Source organism: Bartonella sp. MM73XJBT.G (assembly GCF_028618435.1).
In the GTDB taxonomy this organism is placed as follows: domain Bacteria; phylum Pseudomonadota; class Alphaproteobacteria; order Rhizobiales; family Rhizobiaceae; genus Bartonella.
Map to the genome: position 1 here is coordinate 276,012 of NZ_JAQISW010000001.1, position 20,903 is coordinate 296,914.

Genomic DNA, 20,903 nt, shown 5'->3' on the forward strand with positions numbered 1-20,903 from the left:
GGAATATGATGCAGGAAACAATATTAAACGAATTGGCACATTTACGAGCATCTATTGATAATTTTGATGCAACTTTGATTCATATTTTAGCAGAGCGTTTTCGTTGTACAAGGGCTGTTGGACGCTTAAAAGCCCGTTATGACTTGCCTACAGTAGATCCTCTGCGTGAGCAACATCAGATCGTGCGTTTGCGGCAATTGGCTATGGAAAGTCATCTTGATCCTGATTTTGCTGAAAGATTTTTAAAGTTTATTATTAAAGAAGTTGTGCGTCATCATGAAGTTATTGCTGAAGAGCAAAAAACAAAAAAAGTCAATTTAAACGAAAGCCAGAGCTGACAATAGGAGAAAAATATGGCATTGAAAATTCGTTTGTCCCGTGGAGGTTCAAAGAAACGTCCTTATTATCATATCGTTGTTGCGGATGTTCGTAGTCCGCGTGATGGGCGATTTCTTGAACGTGTTGGTGCATGGGATCCAATGTTGCCTAAAGATGGACCGAGGGTGAAACTTAATGAAGAACGTATCCAATATTGGCTTGGGCAAGGGGCTCAACCAACAGATCGCGTTCTACGATTCTTAGATGCGGCTGGCTTAAAAAAGCGTCCAACCCGCAATAACCCACATAAAGGTGAACCGGGTAAAAAAGCACAAGAACGTATAGCTGCAGCAAAGCAGGCAGCAGAGGAAGCAGCAGCAGCTGCTGCTGAAGCAGAATCTGCGTCAGAATAAGAAGCGTGATTGCTTAATTAACGCCTTTTAAAAAACTTCTAGAAGAATAAATATTATCCGTTTTTGCCAATCAAAAACGGATCTTCTTTAAAAGGATGTTTATTTAAAACGGTGTTGGTTTTTTTTAAAGTTTAATTTTAAAAGTCGATGGCTTTAAAAGTCGATGGCGCGGCCTTTAATTTCCCAGTCTCCATAACGTGAAGGGTCTTTGCCGCCGCGTCCACCGTTTTCCAACGGTTGTTCTTTTTTTGCTTCGTCTTTTCGCCGTTCTTCAGCTTCTTTAAGGGCGCGTTGCGCTGCGGGAGGAAGAGATTTCTGTTGAACGACAGTTGAATTTTTTAGGCTTGTTTTTTCATCTTTTTTATTCATTTTACACCTATTCCATTGAAGAAGCAGAAAGAAAACACCATCATATAGTATTGGTAGACTTTTATCATGGAGTTTTTTGAGTAATGAACATAATGCGTACAGCCATGCTTTTGGCTTTTTTAACGGCTCTCTTTATGGGGGTTGGTTATCTTGTTGGAGGGGGCAGTGGCATGATCATTGCTCTTTTAATGGCGAGTGGTTTAAACTTTTTTTCTTATTGGAATTCAGATAAAATCGTTTTACGTATGTACGGGGCGCGTGAGGTTGATCAACATTCTGCACCCGTTTATTATAAAATCGTGAGCGATTTAGCTAAAAAAGCTTCTCTTCCTCAACCAAAGGTTTATGTGCTTGATAGTGCACAGCCGAATGCTTTTGCAACAGGACGTAATCCTCAAAATGCTGCTGTGGCTGCGAGCCGCGGCTTGTTAGAGCGATTAAGTACAGAAGAAATTGCTGGCGTTATGGCGCATGAGCTTGCACATATTGAGCATCGTGATACCTTAACCATGACTCTAACAGCAACGATTGCTGGGGCAATTTCAATGCTTGGTAATTTTGCTTTCTTTATGGGAGGACAGCGTAGCTCTTCGGAAAATTCTCATGGTGCGGGGGCAATTGGAGGATTGATTGCACTCATCATAGCACCTTTTGCTGCAATGCTCGTACAAATGGCTATTAGCCGTACGCGTGAGTATGCTGCGGATCGGAGAGGTGCTGAAATATGTGGTAATCCTTTATGGTTGGCTTCGGCATTGCGTAAAATTGCTGATGGGGGGCATGGGGTTTACAATGAAGAAGCAGAGCATAATCCAGCAACCGCGCATCTATTTATTATCAATCCTTTGAGCGGTAAGGGAGCGGATAGTCTTTTTTCAACACATCCAGCAACGGCAAATCGTATTGCTGCTCTTTATCGGCAAGCAGAAGAGATGAAAGGGGCTCTTGCTGAAAGTGGCGGATGGAATAGAGAAGATGCTATAAATGAAAAAAGCAACTGGATGAATTATGAAGATTTTCGCAGTGGTCAGGCTCATGCATCAGGTAAGAAAGAAGATGATACTTTTCAGCGGGTTACAAAACGTCCTTCTTGGCTTCGTTATGAAAATTCAAAAAGTTCTCGTTCATAGAGTTTTTGAGGAGATTTTTAGGCGGATCTCTTGAAGAAGTAGTGATATAAAGGTGTTATTTTGAAACACAAAAAAGTGGGGTATGTGTCTGAAAAAGATGTTCCAGGATTGGCTGTTCGACAGGTGTGTGTACGTCTTTTAGGGGCGGTTGTTGATAAGAATACGCCTCTTTCTGGTTTGACTGATAATGAACTCGGACACCCACAATATTTAAAACTTTCACAACGAGATCGTTTATTGTGTCGGGCTATTTTGACAACGTCATTGCGTCATCGAGGGCCGATTGCGGAGGCTCTCTTACGCTTTTTAGAGCGCCCTTTACCTTCACAAGCACTTTCACTTCAGCATCTTTTGCATATTAGTGTGGCGCAAATTCTTTATCTTGATATTCCTGATCATGCAGCTATTGATTTAGCTGTGCGTGTGGCAAAATTTGATCCTCGTATGCGCCGTTTTTCAGGGGTGGTAAATGCTCTTTTGCGCAATGTTGCGCGTGAGGCGGTACTTTTACGTCAACAGGTTGCGAGCATTGAAGGTGTTCCAGCGTGGTTTGGACAGCTTTTAGTATCAGCTTATGGAATAAAAAAGGCGCGTCAAATTATAGAAATTCAAAGTGTGGAACCTCCGCTTGATTTGACAGTAAAGTCTGATTGTGTTGGATGGGCTGAGAGGCTTGGCGGTGTGGTGTTGCCCAATGGTTCTGTTCGATTGAATCATTTGGCGTGTTCTGTTTCTGATTTACCAGGTTATCGTGAGGGGGCGTGGTGGGTTCAAGACTTTGCCGCAGCGTTGCCTGCTTGTTTACTAGGAGAGCTTCGGGGTAAAGATGTTGCTGACCTTTGTGCGAGCCCTGGGGGGAAAACAGCACAATTGGCTTTGCAGGGGGCAGAGGTGACCGCCATTGAGCTTTCTGCTAACCGCGTCAAGCGTTTAAAAGAAAATATGGAACGGCTCAATTTTTCCGTTCACATTTGGCAAGGAGATGTGAGAAATTTCCATCCCACACAGCTTTTTGATGCGGTTCTTCTTGATGCTCCTTGTTCTTCTACAGGAACGATCCGTCGTCATCCTGATATTTTATGGACGAAATCGAGGGATGATGTCGTCAAGTTAGCGGCGTTGCAATATGATTTGCTTATCGCCGCCATTGCCTTGGTAAAGGAGGGAGGACGGATTGTTTTTTCCAATTGTTCATTGGCTCGAGAAGAAGGCGAAGATCTTATTGAGAAAATTTTATCAATACGCAATGATATTGTTTTAGACCCTATTGATCCAGAAGAAATGGGGGAGCTTACACATTTGCTTGGTGAGGGGATGTTGCGCACGACGCCGGCGGATTTTTGTCATAAAAATTTTGATGCTGAGAAAACTGCATTTTTAGGAATGGATGGTTTTTTTGCCGCGCGCTTACGAAAAATTGCTTAATTAACGCTTCATTTACAAAAATGGTCGAAATTGTATCTGATTCAGCATAGATGGAGATAGAATTTTGGCGGTTGCAGTAAAAGCTCCTCAGGTAAAAATAGCAGCCTGTATTGATGCGTTACAGCATGTTATGCGGCGTTTATGGGTTGGTCCATTGTTTCGTTGGCGGTTTTCAGGGTTTCGTCCTCATAAAATTTTAGCCCATCCCATTGATTTGCATGTGGCTGATCCGATGATGGCGCATGAATTTTATCACGGTCGTTTTGCTTTTGCGGGTCATACTGTTCATTCTGGTGCTGTTTCACCCTTTTCATTGGTTTCGCCAACACTGGAATGGGAAGCGGCTCTACATGATTTTCATTGGTTGCGCCATATGGAAGCAGCAGAAAGTGATTTAGCTGCAGCGCATGCACGTTCTCTTTTAGAAGATTGGCTAGACCATGCTGGCAAAAAGGTAAAAGGGCTTGCTTGGAGTGGTCCTGTTGTAGCGCGGCGTTTGATCTCGTGGATTTGTCACTCAAAAATGTTGTTAGAAGGGGCAAGCGAGCGGTTTGAAAAACGCTTTTTACGTGCACTTGGTTTGCAATTTCGTTATTTGCGCGTAATAATTTGCAGTATGGAGCACAATGATCAACGGTTACAAGCAGCAACAGCTTTGACGTTCGCATCTCTTGCTTTACCTATTTCTGCAACCGTGAAAAAAAAGGTACAAAACACGCTTATAGAAGAACTTTCGCTTCAGATTTTGATTGATGGTGGGCATATTTCCCGTAGCCCTATCATTTTGCTTAATTTATTATCAGATTTATTATCTTTACGTTACTTTTTTATGCGAAGCAATGAAACGGCACCCCGTATTTTGATTGATTCTGTTGAGCGTATGTTACCAGCTTTGCGATTCTTTATCCATGAGGATCAAACACTGGCGCATTTTAATGGGGTTGGACCTCTCGCATCGGAACGGTTATCGACACTTTTGGAGCTTGATGAAACAGGAGGACATCCTTTTAGTTATGCTCGTTATTCAGGGTTTCAGCGCTTAAAAGCCAATCAAACAACAATTATTGCCGATACGGGAAAATTTCCACCACGCTTTGTAGCACAGCAGGCTTGTTCGGGATGTTTGTCTTTTGAAATGTCTTCACAAGGACACCGTTTTATTATCAATACCGGTGTTAACCCTGATGGACGGAAGGATTATCGACATTTAGGACGTGTTACCGCAGCGCATTCAACAGCGACGCTTAATGATTGTTCGGTGGGCGTTTTTTACAAAAAAAAGAAAAATAGCGCTTCTCTTTTGTTTGATGGACCCAGGGAAGTTCAAGTACGCCGTATAGAGGATTCAGAAAAAACAGGTTTTATTGCGAGCCATAATGGTTATATACGACCCTTTAATCTTATTCATGAGCGCGGTCTTATTTTGGCGACAAATGGAGATATGATCGAAGGTTTTGATCGTTTTTTTATGCCCAATAAAGAGGGAAAGAGACATAAAAGAGCACAAAGTGAACAAGATCATGTTGCTGTTCGGTTTCATCTTCATCCACAAGTGGATGTTAACTACGATGGTGAGCGTGTGTGTTTAGCGGTAAAGAATGGGCATGTAGCGGGCGAGCAAGTATGGTATTTTATTTCGCCTGATGCGGATATTTGTCTTGAAGATTCGGTTGATTTTGCGGAATTAGCAGGTCCACAACGGACACAGCAGATCGTTTTATATTTTCGCCCTGCATTTCAGGAAAAGGTTCGCTGGCGTTTTATTCGTAAAGCCGTTTGATAAAAAATCAAAACATTGTTCTTATCATCTATAACGTTTTATTTTCATGTCCTAAAACATCATCGTTTATTGGGTGGTATATCCTATTTAAGGACTGTGTAAACTTTTACACGGAAGTATTTTTTTGTAAGTGTGGGATGAATATTTTGAAGAAAAATTTGCCTATAGAATCTCATGTGGTCGTGCTAAGAGGCGGATTCTCTAGTGGAAATGGGAGTGTTGACAGATCATTATTGACAGATCGGTCCTCGTTTTAAGAATCTTCATTCTTTTAAAGGTCTTAAGAGAAAGTTAAATGGTTTTTTATCGTCAAAAAATTCTGGAGGATACTACCTAATATTCTTTGTTTTAATCACATTATGGCTGCTTATAGAGTAATACGCTAACACCATCACACTCTAGGCCCGCTTTTAATGTTTCGACACTTTCCTAGGCGTTTGAGACGGTTCATTATAGGTATTTTTAGTGTCTTTTTTACAATTTCATTCTACGCAGATTCTCCTTGCTTGTCATGTACAAGAGACAGGGCTCTAGTTGATCCAATATAAATAGATTTGGAATAAGATACCCCTCCAGTAAAGTCTTTCATCAAAAACGCAATGTAATGAACATTTTTGGTAAATGAAAAGCCGTCCGTCATAGAAACATTGAGAGTTTTAGAAACAACATTACAGCAAGACACTGGAGCAAAAAACTTCTGCTTTGTGTTATTATACGAAAGTATTATTACACCAAAAACGAAGTCATAACAACAAGCTTAAAAACGTTTGTTTCTGTATCGTAAAGTACTCTCTCAAACATTCTTCAAACAACTCTTAGAAAAAATTCTTAGAAAGATTTACGCGAATAGCGCCGCGCAACGGAATCAATATCACCTCGATAAATACCAAGATCATTAAGTTCATATGTTGAAAGACGGCTCAACGCATTAACAGTTCGGCGATAACGGCGCCAATTACTATAAGAACGTAGAATATTCATATCCTGTACTCAAACTTTGTTTACTCTTCTGCTTAAGATAGAGTATATTGCTAAAAATAGTTTGTGCTATAATGTCATAACAGGTATGCATCTACATACAAGAACAGAGCCTTTTTAATACGGGTTTCATGTAAAAGGGAAATTATTAATAACGGTGATATCTTACTCCTAAAACAATGGCTAAATTATATGTATTTTCTGTAATGATAACTTCTTTATTACGCGTAGATTCCCTCGATTGAACAACTTCTCCTATTTTAACAGTTATCAGTCGATATATGATCTATGAAAAATTTCTTGAAATGTCTGTTTTATATAACGTTTTTCTTATATGAAGAGGAGATCATTCCAGTTATATTAATGACGGAAATGTCGTATTCCTGTAAAAACCATCGCTAAACCCTCTGCATCCGCAGCAGTGATAACTTCTTCATCTCGCATGGAACCTCCTGGTTGAATGACTGCCGTTGCACCGGCTTTAGCTGCTGCTAATAAACCATCTGCAAAAGGAAAAAATGCATCGGATGCAACCACTGATCCTTTTGTGAGAGTTTCTGTTAAGCCTGCTCTCCTTGCACTTTCTGCGGCTTTACTTGCAGCAATTTTTGCTGAATCGATGCGGCTCATTTGTCCAGCGCCAATACCAACTGTTGCACTATTTTTTGCATATACAATAGCATTTGATTTAACGTGTTTTGCTACACGAAAAGCAAATTGAAGATCACGCATTTCATCTTGAGTTGGTGCTCGTTTTGTCACCACTTGCAATTTAAGATCATCAACCACCATATTATCACGTGATTGCACTAAAAAGCCTCCTGCAAGTGTTTTTGCAAGCAGTCCTCCACAACGGGGATTAGGAACGCCACCTGTAATGAGCAAACGAAGATTTTTTTTCTTGGAAATAATTTCACGTGCGGCCATTGTTGCATCAGGCGCAATAATCACTTCCGTGAAAATTTTAACAATCTCTTCTGCACATTCCTCATCAAGGGTTTGATTTAAAGCGACAATTCCACCAAATGCTGATACATTATCACACATAAGAGCTTTCAAATAAGCTTCTTTCAAATTTTTTCCTTCTGCAACACCACAAGGATTGGCATGCTTAATAAGAGCAACAGCAGCAGTTTTTTGCGGATTAAATTCTGCCACAAGCTCAAAGGCTGCATCTGTGTCATTCAGATTGTTATAAGAGAGTGCTTTACCTTGTAAAAGTTTTGCTGTTGCAACGCCAAAACGTTTTTCATTATTGCGATAAAATGCTGCCTGTTGGTGTGGATTTTCTCCATAGCGCATAACACTTTCAAGATGACCAGAAAAACTTTGCCATGATGGTGTTTCAATTTGTAAATCTCGTGCGAACCATGCTGCTATTGCTGTATCATAAGCAGCGGTGTGCGCATACGCACGCATTGCTAATTGATGGCGCATGGATAAGCTTAAACATCCATTATGCTGTTTTAATTCTTCTAGAATCGAATCGTAATCATTTATCGCTGTTACAACACCCGTATAAGCATAATTTTTTGCCGCAGCGCGAATCATCGCCGGTCCACCGATATCAATATTTTCAAGAATTGTTTGTGAATCAGCTCCTGATTGGAGTGTCTCTTCGAAAGGATAAAGATTTACCACCAAGAGATCAATTCCATGAATGTTGTTCTTTTCCATAGCTTCCCTATGGCTAGGATCTTCTCTTACCCCTAACAAAGCACCATGAATCAAAGGATGGAGTGTTTTTACACGCCCATCCATTATTTCAGGAAATCCAGTAACTTCAGCAACATCTTTTACAGGTAAACCAGCAGCTATGAGAGTTTTGGCTGTTCCTCCTGTTGAAATCAATTCAATATTGTAAGTCGTATGAAGGGCTTTTGCAAAGGCAACTACCCCCGTTTTATCAGACACAGAAAGAAGAACACGACGAACCTGATGAAGATCAGGTATAGGAAAATTTTTGGCAACGACACTCATAACAGAAGCCTTAAACAATGAAAAAGTTAAAATTCCAGAAAAAGTTGATACATTTATAGCACAAGCCTTTAGCAAAATACACTGAAAGGATAAACTGCCTTTTTAAAATATACGATGTCTCTCCTTTTTTCTTATACTGTAAAATACCGTCATGGGAGGTGTTATGATGGGAATAAAGTCTCATTTAATTCAATCTTTACATCTTCATAGCAGGCTTGAAATACAAAACGCATTTGTATATTTTCTATTGTATTTGCTTTTGTCTGTGAGATAAAGGCAAGAATGTTCCACACACCTGTTTGAGTTATCTTTGAGAGATGGGAAATAATCAGCAAAAATATGAAATTGTAATAGTTGAAACGCGCGTTTATTTTAAAGTAATCATTTTTCAATGAATTACCTTTCATTTTATGGTTGTCTTGTGAAGAGTGTGTCGTGTAAATCCTTCGTGAATAGTATAAAAATCCTTTAGGCCCATGATCTATAATTAAAGGTGCTAGGTTGGGACGCTCATTCTCTTTATACTTTAATAACGCTTGCTTTAACAATATTTGACATTTGATAGGAAGGAAGTATTGATCTTCTTATTTTCAATAACTTTTTCTGTACGGTTCTCTCTGCTTGTGGAGGAAGTACGAGAATGATTTTGCTGGTTTTGATCAGAAGATTTGAAGAAAAAGAGCGTTTTACAGATATTTGAGGTTTTTTTCAAAGTTAGAAAATGATAAGATTACCGTTATAAATCAAATAATTAATTCTTAAAAAACAAATTTTGTGTTGTGTAAACGTTCAATATAACAATGTTAAGATCTTCTTTATTATGAAAAGGCCAGACAGTTTAATGAAAACTATATTGGGAATGGATATTTTACTTGTTATTTTTTAAGCTTTTTGCCGTAGCAGAAAGAGAAAAGCGCTTAACATACCAGCAGCTAAAATAAACCACGTGATTGCGTAAACAAGATGATTGTTCCGAAAATGGATCATCGTAAGACCAGCAACGGGAAGGTTTGCTTGTGGAGATGTTTTTCTGGCATCAATAAAATAAGGGGCAACAGTGGATAACCCAAGTTTTTGTGCCATGGCGGGAAGATCACGCGTATACCATACATTTTTGTCAGGATTATTTTTGCGTGGAAAAAATCCATTTTTTTCACTCATGCGTAATAAACCGATAATTGTCGTTTGTTCTGTGTTTGTGGTCGAATTTTGTTGAGATGAGACATGTGTATGCAATGGCTCTGGGTGTTGAAAATTGTTACGTTCGTCCATGGGGATAAAGCCACGGTTGATAAAGATCAGTGTGTTGTCTGCGGTTTTTAAAGGAGTCAAAACCCAGTACCCCGTGGTATTTTGAGCAGCAGCAGTGATCAAAATATTTTTATTTTTTAAAAAATTTCCTGTGATCACAACCGGTCGATATTCATCTTTTTCAAAAGTAACCTCTGCCCATTGATCTTTCCTAGGGGCCTTTATGGGGGCTAAGTGAACGCGCTGATTGGCACTCGTGATAAGATTTTTTTTCCAGTTTAACCGTTGTACTTGCCATATGCCTAATGCACTAAAGAGAAGAATAAAACAAACGCATAAAGTTCCAAACAAAATAAAAGAAAAACGGCAAGAATTTCCTTGAAGCTTTGTCATGGAGGGGGCTTTTTTGCTCATGATGTATGCTTCCTTTCAGGACAATAGATTTTTATTCTAACACGGTATGCTTTTTAAAAAAGCATTTTGTACGCTTTTTAGCGGAATTTGCACGCCTTGATTTTGGAAAAAGATGAAGGATGAGTCAGCCAAGAGATGAAAAAGGTTTTATAAAAGATTTATAAAAGACTTGACCTTTTGTTGTCGACCCCCTATTAGAAAGAAACTTCCCAATGGTGCCCGTTCAAGGTCGCATTGTGCGTGTTTTGCATTCATTGTGTTCTTTGGGTATAGGGATTTGAAAGTTTCTTAAGAGTTTAAGGGTGAAGTTTATGTCTCGTGCATGTGAATTGACAGGGAAAACGGTTCTGTATGGTAATAATGTTAGCCATGCGAATAATAAGACTCGGCGTCGTTTTTTACCAAATCTTTGCAATGTGACATTAATTTCAGAAGTGTTGCAGCAAAGTTATCGCTTGCGTATTTCAGCGAGTGCGTTGCGTTCTGTTGAGCATCGTGGTGGTCTTGATGGTTTTTTGGTCAAGGCAGACGATAAAGAGTTGTCACAACGTGCGCGTTTGTTAAAGCGCCAAATCGTTAAGAAAAAGGCTGAGCAAGAAAGTGAGCAAAAGGCTGAACAGGCAGCGTGATTGTTCGTATCGTTATCTTTGGTGGATTGACTTTTTAATCACCGATCTTTGTTCCAGAAATTCGCTTTTGGGGCTTTTCTCTCGTTGATCGCTCTATTATTTTATTGGTTCCATACCCCAGGTTAAAAAAATGTTTTCAAGCGGTCTTTTATTAGAAAAGCAAAAGAGAAGATATGTTGTTTTTTCTATTTTAGCAATGTGCCTTGCGGTCACTGCTTCTAATATTTTGGTTCAATATCCCGTCTATTGGTTTGATTTAAATGAACTTTTGACTTATGGGGCTTTTACCTATCCATTTGCTTTTCTCATCAATGATTTGACCAATCGTTTTTACGGTCCATCTGCTGCGCGGCGTGTTGTTTATGCTGGTTTTTTTGCTGGTGTTTTTGTTTCTTGGATATTGGCAACACCACGGCTTGCACTCGCTTCTAGTTTAGCATTTTTATTTGGGCAACTCCTTGATATCGTTGTTTTTACGCCTTTGCGACGGAAAACATGGTGGAAAGCACCTTTAGCAGCGGCGTTGGTTGGTTCGGCGTTGGATACATTGTTGTTTTTTTCTCTTGCCTTTTCGAGCTCTTTTGCTCTTCTTGATAAGATGACAGGCTATGCTGATAGTTCACTGGTCGGAAGTACTGTTTTGGGTGGGATAGGCATGCCAGTTTGGCTTTCGCTTGCTTTTGGCGATTTCTCCGTAAAAATTATTATGAGCCTATTGATGTTGATTCCTTATGGAACAATTCTTAACATTGTGAAACTCCCTCTTTATCAAAATCATGCAAAAGACGATTCCTCTTTTGCTTGTAACAAATAATAATCTTTGTTCTCTTGTTTTTCTAAAGGAAAGACAATGTACATTATATTCTATAATGGCGTCTTTTAAAGAAGGAAAACTTGATTAGTGCGTCAGATTCGATTTTTGATCTTAAAAAATTATGGGCACCTGTAACACCTATTATACATATTATCCAGAATTGCAATAGCTCTTCTACGATGTGCGATTGCTGGAAGATTAAGGAAAAAATTGCCATACTCCAGAAAGTTTAATATCCTTATTTAGAATGTTGAAAGAAAAAGGAGCAGCCTCAGTGATGCTTTCTGGGGGAGAACCTTTAATGCATCTGGAGCTTGAAGATATTTTATTAAGGTTGAATGAACTAGATCTGCCTGTTTGAATTAAATACCAATGGCATCTTATTGCATAAAAATTTATGAATTTCACAGTATGACATAAAAGAAATTGTTATTTTTATGGATTCGACTAGTGTCCAAGGATATTACGATATACGGGGGCGAATAAATTTGATCGCGTGTGGAAAAACATTGAAATAGTTAAAAGAATCTTCAACCTCTGCAAAGTATAGGAATAAGAGCGACAGTTACCAAAGAGATTCTAGAAAATATTATTAATTTTATCGATTTTTGTATAAGCAAAGATGTCGATTATATCGGATTCAGCCCGCTCGATACGTTGTCATTTAGTTTTTCTAGAAAAAATAATACAAAAGATCGATCTAAGGCTTTAAGAAACAAAACTCTTCCACCAAACGCCTCACTTTTTCATTTGAGAGATGAATTATCAAGGAAAGAATCCCCCTCCAGATTTATATAGATAAAAAGTTCCAAGAAAGGAAAATCGCATGGACGTCACAAAATTTTGTAAATTGTATTAATTATTACTTAGGCGAAAATTCTACGTACGTTTCGTCGCCGTTAATGTGTTTATTTCCATTTTTATCCTTGGTATTGGACTATAATGGAGATTTAAAAAATTGCTTTTATTCAGAAGCTTTTGGGAATCTACAAAATTATGAGGCAATAGATTGGTCTGCTCAAAGCGTTTTAAAATCTTTGAAAGAATCTGGCGCATGTAGCGGATGTCGTGGGAAGGTATTTTGTGGATAAGGTTAAGCAATTTAAGATTTATAGTGTTAGCAAGTCTACTGCTCTAGTGGTTGCTGTTTTACCACTTTTTTTGTCAGAAAAATTGCATTTGTCGCAAGCGGATATTGTTTTAATCGGTAGTTATTTTTTATTGCTTCCTTTGATCTTAGAAGTCCCCTTGGGTTTATTATCAGATGTTTATGGAAGTAAACGCATTATTTATACTGGGCTGTTTTTCTTTCTTTGCGGTTTTTTAGCTCTTTTTATGAATTATGCATATTTTTCTTACGCCACTTATTTGTTGTGTATCACATTAGCAGCCGCTTGTTTTTCAGGTGCGGAAGATAGTTTACTCTTTTCTGTAGTACCAAAGCATCGCACACTGTTTTCCGTTAAGTCCGAAGTGGCTGCTGTTACCTATAGTGTGACAACGGTACTTATTTTTTTAGGGGGAATACTTTATTATGTGCATCCTGCATTGCCTGTGATTTTTCAAGTCCTTTCATTAATTTTTGCTATTTTTATGTTTTCAAAACTGACGAAAGGATTAGATAGTTTTCATATCAACGCTCATCCGAGTATTTTCACAGTTATGTGCGCCAGCCGTAAAGAAGTCAAAAATCCTTATCGCTTCACTCTTATTTTTTTAAGTGCAGTTTCAGCTTTTGCTATTTTGGTTAATAATCGAACTGTTTCTATCGCATTTTCTGATTTTTTGCCATTTCAACCTGCTATTTTGGTTTCGATTATTTTTATCATTGGGAATTTTTTTTCAGCAAGTTCCAATATATTGTTTCAGAAATATTTTTCAAAGTTTCAAAATCCTATTTTTCCCGTCTTAATGATTGGTTGTATGGTAACCATTGCTTTTTTTCTCATGTCATTTCAAATCATTGCGGCTCTTATATTAGGATTTTTACTGCTATGTGTTTTTAAGTCTGCTTATCGATCTTATCTGTCGTCTCTTCTTATAAATTCACTGATTGATCCCAAAGCTATCGCGACTGTTTTATCATTTACAGCCATTATTACAGCTATTGTATCCTTTGCATTCAGTTTTTTATACGGTCATGTTTTTTCAACATTCTGGCAAGCTAATTTGTGGTTGGCAGTGGTTATGGCTGTGATTTTTGGGGTGTCTGCTTTAATTATTTTTCTCAGAAAACAAGAAATCATTTGGTTACAGCCTGAAAATGCACAATCGTCAAAACAACATTTCTTGAAACGCAAACATCAAGAGTTTTGCTATGGGCAAATTTATCCGGAAGCATCATGCATTAATGAAAACATTAAGAATGGCTCTTTTCGACAAAGTCTCTATCCTGCACCAAATTTGATAACACTTTGCGATGAAGTCGTCGAATGGGAGTTTATCCGGGGTACTGTATTGAGCCGAATGGATTTTCTACATCAAAAGGTGATTATTGATCAAATCAATAAGATCTTTCAAGATCGATTAAGCAGGAATATAACCTTATCACATGGAGATTTACATCCTGATAATATCATTGTTACTTCTGATAACTCTTTTATGGTAGTGGATTGGGATTTATGTCAAGAAGCCAGTCCGGAATTGGATATCTTAACATTTTTCACCAGTCCAAGATTATCTCTCAATTTAGAAGAACGGATAGACTATATTTCTCATTTGCTGTCTCTATCAAAGGATGAAGCTTTACCAATGATAAAAGCGTTTGTAGCTAAAAAAATTTCTGATCTTTCTCTATACCAAAATATTTTCATGAAACAATTACTATTGGATTATATGAACTTGAATAGGAAATTTCATGAGCGATAATATTGTAATTTGTAATGAAAATTGCAGTGCGGTCTGCAATCATTGTCCGAATGTGTGGTGAGAGATGACGCGTTGCCTGAATCTTTATATATAATAAATGACATAAAATCTGATTTTATTATTCTTTCTGGTGGAGAGCCTTTTGAGCCCGATTATGATTTACTTCATAAATATACTTGTATGTGTCTCATTTGTAAAAAATATTTTCAGATTGCAACAGGGGGGGCACATCTATATTCAACCATATTTGAAGCTATTAAAGAGCAATCCATTCTTTTTAGGGATACAAATAGGCACAGATGTTATTTCAGAGATAAGAAATCTAGACAGTAAAAAATATAAACAAAAGTGGGTGCGTAACATAGAATGTATGAAAAAAATAGCGTACCATATAGTGTGACGATTACTTTATCGGAGAGATTCGATTTGGCAGAAGTGTTAGCTCTAATATGTATCGCACCTCCCGAGTTTATTTTAGTTAATTTTGAAAATAGAAAAAAGTACGAGAATACATTTCAGTTAATATGATACGGGATTTTTTTTGGCTGTGAGATAAAATATGGATATACGCATCAGAGTTTACACTAATAAATATAAACTATCGGATTCTTTTCACAGTTCTTCTGGTGTGTTAAAAGAATTATAGGTATTTCAGCTTGAGGTAACTCAAAATAAGCGAACGGTATTTTTAAGCTTGATGTTTATTATAAAGCTGAGCTCAACCCCAATCAGAACAGTATAGCAGGTGGCCTTATTATCTTACTTAAAGGGGGCTAGCTAAGGGAGGCGGTTCAATTGAATTAACCTTAGCAAAAATAGGAACAAAAGTTTATACTTATGATGCTTTTAAGCCGCTTGTTATTTTTTGGCAGATGCTTTTGAAAGATGCTTCAGCTCTTGCAGAGAAAGTAAGAGAATACGAAGATATGACTTCTACAATGTTTTATAATCTCTAAAAAACTTTTGGCAGTATTAAAAATCAATTAGAAATTTCTGCCGTTTTTTACTCTTAGTCGTTCTTCTTTTTCTGGAACAACACTTTCTGGCGGTATGTCTCAAGGATATCCTCGATTCAATTATCGTTCTATTGAAACGGCTTAAGGATTTTAAGATTGAAAATTTTACAGCGGAACACAGAGATTTTATAGAAAGTATTCCTAAACACTTTAATGATTTTCTTTATTGTGATCCTCCATATCTTATTAATCAAAAACTTTACGGTTAAAAAAGGCGATAAACATAATTCTTTTAATCATCAAGCTCTTGCTGAACTTTTAAGAAAGCGCCAAGAATGGGTTTTATATTATAATGATTGTGTAGAAGTTAGAGAACTTTATAAAGGACATAAAATACTTAATCCTGAATGGACTTACGGCATGGAAAACAATAAGAAGTCAAATGAACTTGTAATTTTGAGTAAGGATCTTTAGGAAATCACATGAATTAAGTAGAAAATGGAAAAGCCTTTGAATATGCTTTGTCCATGGGATTTAAAAAAAGCCGCGAACGCTCCTATAGAATTTAATTCATCCTTTCAAGTAGCAGAATCTTTTTATAATTTATTTAATGACACTGACAAAGGACTTTTAAATCTTGCTTCTATTGAGGCAGCTGTTTTCTTATAGTTACATGATAAAAATATTAGAAATACGAAAACTATTGTTCTTAAAGAAGATTCTGTTGGGGTCAAAGGAGATGTCCGTGATATTATTTTAAAAGTTCTTGAAAATCCTATTGGTATTTCTGCAAAACATAATCATAGCGCTATCAAACATCCTCGCCTTTCCAGTAAAATAGATTTTGGTAAAGAATGGACAGGTTATCCTTGTAACAGCATTTACTTTAATGAAATTAGACCTATTTTTGATTATTTAATAGAGCTTAGAGATAAGAAAATGTTTTTTTAGAGATATAGATGATAAAGAGAGAATTTATTTACCAATCTTAGAATCTTTCTCTAAAGAACTTCAAAGGCTTTGTTTAGATTATCAAGATAAATTTGTTAAGCTATTGTTTCAGTATGTTATAGGTTCTTATGATTTTTATAAGATTATGATAAATACAAGATCTAAACAAAAACGGGTGATTATTCAGTCTTTTAATTTGAATGCTATTCTAGGATGTGGTCGTAAATGGAAAATTCCAAGCAAAATTTTATCAGTTTCAATAAAACCAGAAAGTAAAAACAAGCTTATTATAATTTTTGAAGATGGATGGAGTATTTCTTTTAGAATTCATAATGCGTCTAGTAAAGTAGAAGCGTCCTTAAAGTTTGATATTCAATTTGTGGGATTATCTTCTCAGCTTGTTAGCTATCAAATTCCGATGGTTTAATGATAGAAATGGTTTTTTTAAATGTAACTGTTGCTGATTTAAGGCAGGTTTATTTCTTATAAAATTGAGGTGTTTTATCACTAAAAAGTGCTTCTAGTTGTTTTGTTATGGCACCTGCAAGCTCTTCGGCATTCATAATTGTTACAGCACGTTGGTAATAACGGGTGACATCATGACCAATGCCAATGGCAATGAGTTCGATGGGGGAATATGTTTGGATTTCTTGAATCACGGCGCGTAAATGTTTTTCTAGGTAATTGCTGGCGTTGACCGATAGTGTTGAGTCGTCAACAGGGGCACCATCAGAAATGACTATGAGAATGCGGCGTTGTTCACGGCGTGATAAAAGGCGTTGATGTGCCCAAATTAAAGCTTCCCCGTCGATATTTTCTTTGAGTAATTCTTCTTGCATCATCAAACCTAGATTGCGGCGTGCGCGACGCCATGGGGTGTCAGCACTTTTATAGATGATATGACACAAATCATTCAGACGCCCAGGATGATGAGGTTTATCTTGCTCGAGCCATTTTTCGCGTGATTTCCCCCCTTTCCAAGTTTTGGTGGTAAAACCTAAAATTTCAACTTTGACATCACAACGCTCAAGCGTTTGTGCTAAAATATCAGCACAACTTGCGGCAACGCTAATGGGGCGCCCGCGCATTGAACCAGAATTATCAATGAGGAGTGAAACAACCGTATCTCGAAATTGGGTGTTGCTTTCCATTTTAAAAGAAAGGGGCTGCATGGGATCAATAATCAGGCGTGGAAGCCTTGCTGTATCGAGATATCCTTCTTCAAGGTTAAAGTTCCAGTTGCGATTTTGTTGTGCCATAAGGCGTCGCTGGAGGCGGTTGGCTAAACGTCCAACAATGTTTTGAAGATGATTAATTTGCTTATCAAGACAACGGCGTAAGTGATCTAACTCGTTTTCAGAACAAAAATCGGTTGCTTCCAAAATTTCATCAAATTGACGGGTGAAGATTTTATAATTGCCAAGTTTTTCCATTTGCTCTGAATCGGAAAAAAGACGTTTGAATTTGTCTGGCTTTTCTTGCCAAGAGCTATTTTTTTGCTCACCGTCAGTTTGATCAATGTCGTTTGTTTGTGTCGCTTGTGTTTTTCCTTCGTCTTGTACATCACTTTCTTGTTCTGTGCTGGTTTGTTCTTCACTTTGAGTATGTTTTTCGTTTTTACTTTCTTCTTCTGTTTGATCTTGAGGTTCACATTCGTTTTTTAATTTTTTATCATTTTCGCTGTTTGAAGTTTCATCTTCTTGCACTGTCATTTGGAGGGTAGCAAGCATTTGGCGAACGATCTGTGCAAAAGCTTGTTGATTGTAAATATGATGTGTGAGTTCATTGAGCTCTGCTGCAGCTTTTTGTTCAAGTTCTTGGCGCCATAATTCTAAGACAGGACCTGCTTCTTTTGGGGCTGTACGCTTTGTTATTTTTTCGCGCAATAAAAGGGCAATCGCTTCTTGGATAGGGGCTTCACTTTGGTTATTAATCTTTTCATAATGAGCTCTTTTGTATTTATCGGCGAGCATGACATCAAGGTTTTTTGCAAGCCCCTCCATGGCTAAAGTACCGATTGCTTCAACACGTGTTTGTTCAAGGGCATCAAAGATAGCTTGTGCTTCTGATTCTCGTGGAGAAAATTGCATGTGAATGCGGTTATTATGCCATGCTTTGCGCAGAGCCATAGAATCACCTAAGCCGCGGGTAATGGTGATATCTTTATCTGTAGCGTGTTGTGGTAATTCTGGTAAACGTGCACAATTTTCGCTTAAAGATGGACGGTTATGACTAAAGGAAACTTCGAGGTGGGATGTACCTGCAATGGCACGCATACAAGTAGAAAGAGCTTTCTTAAACGTTCCACTATCAAGCGTATTGAGGGGAGGATTGTTTATTTGATTTTTGCTGTTGTCGTCAGGGGTGATCGCCATAATTGACATATTCCTTTAAGACAAGACACCTTGCATGAGTGATTCGGGAAGTTCTTGTCCAAAGGCGCGTTGATAAAATTCTGCGACACTGGCACGTTCGAGTTCATCACATTTATTGAGAAAGGTTAATCGGAAGGCAAAGCCAATATCTTGAAAAATTGTGGTATTTTCTGCCCAAGTAATGACAGTCCGCGGGCTCATGACTGTTGAAAGATCCCCATTGATAAAAGCTTGGCGGACCATATCAGCAACGTGAACCATTTGTGAAATTGTCTTTTTCCCCTCAGCCGTTTGAAAAGATTTGACCTTTGAACAAACAATATCAACCTCTTTATCATGGGGTAAATAATTAAGTATCGTAATAATAGACCAGCGATCCATTTGGGCTTGATTGATTTGTTGGGTACCATGATAAAGCCCTGTTGTATCACCAAGCCCAATAGTATTGGCCGTTGCAAAAAGACGAAATGCTGGGTGAGGAGAGATAACGCGGCTTTGATCAAGTAAGCTGAGTTTGCCAGAGGTTTCAAGAATACGTTGGATAACAAACATAACATCAGGACGTCCCGCATCATATTCGTCGAAAACAAGAGCAATATTATTTTGATAAGCCCATGGTAAAATGCCTTCTTTAAATTCAGTGACTTGTAAGCCATCTTTTAAAACAATAGCGTCTTTTCCTACAAGATCGATACGACTTACATGACTGTCCAGATTAATGCGAAGACAAGGCCAATTAAGACGAGCAGCAACTTGTTCAATATGCGTTGATTTGCCTGTACCATGATAGCCGGAAACCATGACACGACGGTTAAAAGTAAAACCTGCAAGAATCGCTAAAGTTGTTTGCGGATCAAAAAGATAATCGGGATCAATATCAGGAACATGTGAATTTTTTGTACTAAAAGCAGGAACATTCATATCTGTTTCAATATGAAATAAGTCACGAGCGCAAAGTGTAATATCGGGTGTATTTTCAAGGTTAAGATTTGTCATGATGTTTATGGCTAGGAAAGAACGCTATTTATTTCATGAGAAAACGATACAAGAGTTAGAGCATTTATGCAATGCTCTAACGAGAGCCTTAGAGATGAAGGAAGATGAGATGAAAGAAGATCGTCTTTATCTATTCTATCATGTTTTGTGAAGACAAGAATGTTTTATGTAAAGAGTGATGATCTCAATGAGAATGGGTTCATATCAGTGTATATTTTTTAGCATAAACCAGATTTTTTGAGCAAATTATAAGCATGCAAAACATCGCGAAAGCGCTCTTCAGAAGCACGATTACCACCATTGGAATCAGGATGGTGTTTTTTTACCAACTCTTTATATTTCATTTTGATATCTTCTGCTGAAGCGTTTGCTTTTAGTCCCAATGTATCAAAAGCTTTTGCTTCTAAGGGCTTTAATTTTCGTGAGAAATTATTGCTTGAATGCCGTCCCGTAAAAAGCGAGAAGGGATCACGCATACGATTTTGATAGGCTGCTGTTCCAGAGCGAATCTTTGCATAATTGGCAGCAGTTTTTTTCGATGTACCATTGCTAAGATCTGTAGGCCATGTTGGTCGATGCCCTGTAAGAGCGTCCTTTTGGAATTTTGCGATATCTTGATTGCTAAGACCCGAGAAGTAATTAAAATTTTTATTATAAGCACGCACGTGCTCAATACAAAAATGTAGATATTGTCCTTCGTGATTTCGACCTGCCGGTGCTTTATGGGTTCCTGTCTTTTCACACCCTTCCCACTGACACTGTTGCGCTTCTGGCTCAGACTTTTGTTTTTTATTTGAGCTTATGCGAATTGAATCGAATAATTTAGATGTTATTGCCATATTATTGGTTTATGCAAAATTGATTAATTTTACAAGAATTGACTTTTAAAAAATTTGTTTTCACACTTATTTAATTATGGAAAAGGTGTATTCTTACACTTTCATTTTGTTAAGGAATGAAAAATGTCTATAGAAACAATAATCAAGAGAAAGCTTCAGGATGCTTTTCATCCGCAGAAACTTGAAGTGATTAATGAGAGTCATCTTCATGATGGACATCCTCATAATGAACATGCTTTTGATGGTAAAGGAGAAACACATTTTCGCGTGAAAATTTTATCTTCTTCTTTTTCCAAGATGACGCGCGTAGAAATCCATCGAGCGATTTATAAAGTTTTACAAGAAGAGTTAGCAACTTGTGTCCATGCCTTGGCACTTGAGGTTGAAACATTTTAATTTTTTTGATGAGACTTTTTT

18 protein-coding genes are annotated in these 20,903 nt (G+C 37.7%); 11 read left to right on the forward strand and 7 right to left on the reverse strand.

All coding sequences use genetic code 11. The features are described 5' to 3' along the window. The first annotated feature begins 8 nt into the window (after positions 1 to 8). Both PVV59_RS01085 and rpsP read left to right on the forward strand, forming a co-directional pair. Positions 9 to 338 carry a chorismate mutase gene (locus PVV59_RS01085; RefSeq protein ID WP_273754082.1) on the forward strand — a complete coding sequence of 110 codons (330 nt, stop codon included), beginning with the start codon at positions 9 to 11 and terminating at the stop codon, positions 336 to 338. 15 nt (positions 339 to 353) lie between these two features. Then, positions 354 to 731: a 30S ribosomal protein S16 gene (gene rpsP / locus PVV59_RS01090; RefSeq protein ID WP_273754030.1), complete on the forward strand. Its 378-nt coding sequence runs from the start codon at positions 354 to 356 to the stop codon at positions 729 to 731. A 153-nt stretch (positions 732 to 884) separates the two neighbouring features. Here the strand turns inward: rpsP and PVV59_RS01095 are convergent, their stop codons facing one another. Further along, positions 885 to 1,100 carry a DUF1674 domain-containing protein gene (locus PVV59_RS01095; RefSeq protein ID WP_273754031.1) on the reverse strand — a complete coding sequence of 72 codons (216 nt, stop codon included), beginning with the start codon at positions 1,098 to 1,100 and terminating at the stop codon, positions 885 to 887. A gap of 83 nt (positions 1,101 to 1,183) precedes the next feature. Here PVV59_RS01095 and htpX point away from each other — a divergent pair, with 83 nt between their 5' ends. The 3 genes from htpX to PVV59_RS01110 all read left to right on the forward strand — a co-directional run bounded on the left by htpX (position 1,184) and on the right by PVV59_RS01110 (position 5,435). Next, positions 1,184 to 2,230, forward strand: a complete 1,047-nt coding sequence (gene htpX, locus PVV59_RS01100) for a zinc metalloprotease HtpX (RefSeq protein ID WP_273754032.1) — start codon at positions 1,184 to 1,186, stop codon at positions 2,228 to 2,230. 60 nt (positions 2,231 to 2,290) lie between these two features. Beyond that, positions 2,291 to 3,655 (forward strand): RsmB/NOP family class I SAM-dependent RNA methyltransferase, encoded by a 1,365-nt coding sequence (locus PVV59_RS01105; RefSeq protein WP_273754033.1) that lies wholly within the window; start codon positions 2,291 to 2,293, stop codon positions 3,653 to 3,655. Positions 3,656 to 3,719: 64 nt separating this feature from the next. After that, entirely contained in the window at positions 3,720 to 5,435 is a 1,716-nt protein-coding gene (locus PVV59_RS01110; protein ID WP_273754034.1) for a heparinase II/III family protein, read from the forward strand. An 828-nt stretch (positions 5,436 to 6,263) separates the two neighbouring features. Here the strand turns inward: PVV59_RS01110 and PVV59_RS01115 are convergent. From PVV59_RS01115 to PVV59_RS01125, 3 genes are all read right to left on the reverse strand, one after another. Then, positions 6,264 to 6,416 (reverse strand): DUF1127 domain-containing protein, encoded by a 153-nt coding sequence (locus PVV59_RS01115; protein ID WP_273754035.1) that lies wholly within the window; start codon positions 6,414 to 6,416, stop codon positions 6,264 to 6,266. 357 nt (positions 6,417 to 6,773) lie between these two features. Then, positions 6,774 to 8,393, reverse strand: coding sequence for a bifunctional phosphoribosylaminoimidazolecarboxamide formyltransferase/IMP cyclohydrolase (purH, locus tag PVV59_RS01120; protein WP_273754036.1), 1,620 nt, complete (start codon positions 8,391 to 8,393; stop codon positions 6,774 to 6,776). 882 nt (positions 8,394 to 9,275) lie between these two features. After that, positions 9,276 to 10,058, reverse strand: coding sequence for an SURF1 family protein (locus PVV59_RS01125; RefSeq protein WP_273754037.1), 783 nt, complete (start codon positions 10,056 to 10,058; stop codon positions 9,276 to 9,278). A 311-nt stretch (positions 10,059 to 10,369) separates the two neighbouring features. Between PVV59_RS01125 and rpmB the strand changes: the two genes are divergently transcribed. The 5 genes from rpmB to PVV59_RS01145 all read left to right on the forward strand — a co-directional run bounded on the left by rpmB (position 10,370) and on the right by PVV59_RS01145 (position 16,703). Next, on the forward strand, positions 10,370 to 10,687 hold the full coding sequence (gene rpmB, locus PVV59_RS01130; protein WP_120121428.1) for a 50S ribosomal protein L28: 318 nt from the start codon (positions 10,370 to 10,372) through the stop codon (positions 10,685 to 10,687). A 130-nt stretch (positions 10,688 to 10,817) separates the two neighbouring features. Further along, positions 10,818 to 11,501: a VUT family protein gene (locus PVV59_RS01135; RefSeq protein ID WP_273754038.1), complete on the forward strand. Its 684-nt coding sequence runs from the start codon at positions 10,818 to 10,820 to the stop codon at positions 11,499 to 11,501. Positions 11,502 to 12,584: 1,083 nt separating this feature from the next. Continuing rightward, positions 12,585 to 14,369, forward strand: coding sequence for an MFS transporter (locus PVV59_RS01140; RefSeq protein ID WP_273754039.1), 1,785 nt, complete (start codon positions 12,585 to 12,587; stop codon positions 14,367 to 14,369). Positions 14,370 to 16,009: 1,640 nt separating this feature from the next. Further along, positions 16,010 to 16,276, forward strand: a complete 267-nt coding sequence (locus tag PVV59_RS09900) for a HaeIII family restriction endonuclease (RefSeq protein WP_404978351.1) — start codon at positions 16,010 to 16,012, stop codon at positions 16,274 to 16,276. Next, the gene (locus PVV59_RS01145) at positions 16,257 to 16,703 is read left to right on the forward strand and encodes a HaeIII family restriction endonuclease (RefSeq protein ID WP_404978352.1); all 447 of its coding nucleotides are present in this window, start codon (positions 16,257 to 16,259) and stop codon (positions 16,701 to 16,703) included. The genes PVV59_RS09900 and PVV59_RS01145 overlap by 20 nt, the downstream gene beginning before the upstream one ends. Positions 16,704 to 16,752: 49 nt before the next feature. On the opposite strand, the gene cobT is transcribed toward PVV59_RS01145, so the two are convergent. The 3 genes from cobT to PVV59_RS01160 form a co-directional block, all read right to left on the reverse strand. After that, positions 16,753 to 18,651 carry a cobaltochelatase subunit CobT gene (gene cobT / locus PVV59_RS01150; RefSeq protein WP_273754040.1) on the reverse strand — a complete coding sequence of 633 codons (1,899 nt, stop codon included), beginning with the start codon at positions 18,649 to 18,651 and terminating at the stop codon, positions 16,753 to 16,755. A 15-nt stretch (positions 18,652 to 18,666) separates the two neighbouring features. Then, complete coding sequence (gene cobS / locus PVV59_RS01155) at positions 18,667 to 19,647, reverse strand: cobaltochelatase subunit CobS (protein ID WP_273754041.1); 981 nt, start codon at positions 19,645 to 19,647, stop codon at positions 18,667 to 18,669. 218 nt (positions 19,648 to 19,865) lie between these two features. Then, the gene (locus PVV59_RS01160; protein ID WP_273754042.1) at positions 19,866 to 20,486 is read right to left on the reverse strand and encodes a J domain-containing protein; all 621 of its coding nucleotides are present in this window, start codon (positions 20,484 to 20,486) and stop codon (positions 19,866 to 19,868) included. 123 nt (positions 20,487 to 20,609) lie between these two features. Between PVV59_RS01160 and PVV59_RS01165 the strand changes: the two genes are divergently transcribed. Further along, a complete protein-coding gene (locus tag PVV59_RS01165; RefSeq protein ID WP_273754043.1) occupies positions 20,610 to 20,882 on the forward strand; it encodes a BolA family transcriptional regulator in 273 nt (90 codons plus the stop codon). Positions 20,883 to 20,903: the final 21 nt, after the last annotated feature.